Source organism: Psychrobacter sp. 16-MNA-CIBAN-0192 (assembly GCF_040309565.1).
Classification (GTDB): domain Bacteria; phylum Pseudomonadota; class Gammaproteobacteria; order Pseudomonadales; family Moraxellaceae; genus Psychrobacter.
The window spans coordinates 1-276 of the sequence record NZ_JBEOOX010000201.1 but is presented as its reverse complement, the minus strand read 5'-3'; the positions used below and the strand labels follow the sequence as shown (position 1 = coordinate 276).

1 protein-coding gene is annotated in these 276 nt (G+C 42.8%); it reads left to right on the top strand.

Going from position 1 to position 276, the window contains the following annotated elements:
- Window positions 1-6: 6 nt before the first annotated feature.
- Window positions 7-276, top strand: a 270-nt coding sequence (locus AAEY78_RS12915) for a lycopene cyclase family protein (protein WP_352339718.1), incomplete at its 3' end; no start/stop codon positions are given.

Genomic DNA, 276 nt, shown 5'->3' with positions numbered 1-276 from the left:
CCATTAATGTCTACGCAAATATCTCATGAATACGATTATATTATTGTTGGTGCCGGTAGCGCAGGTTGTGTATTAGCCAACCGCTTAACGGAAAATCCAGACAATAAAGTCCTGATACTTGAAACCGGTGGTAGCGACAAGAGCATTTTTATTCAAATGCCTACAGCGCTATCTATCCCTATGAATACTAAAAAGTATGCATGGCAGTTTGAAACCGAAGCCGAACCACATTTGGATAATCGCCGTATGCATTGCCCGCGTGGCAAAGTGTTAGGC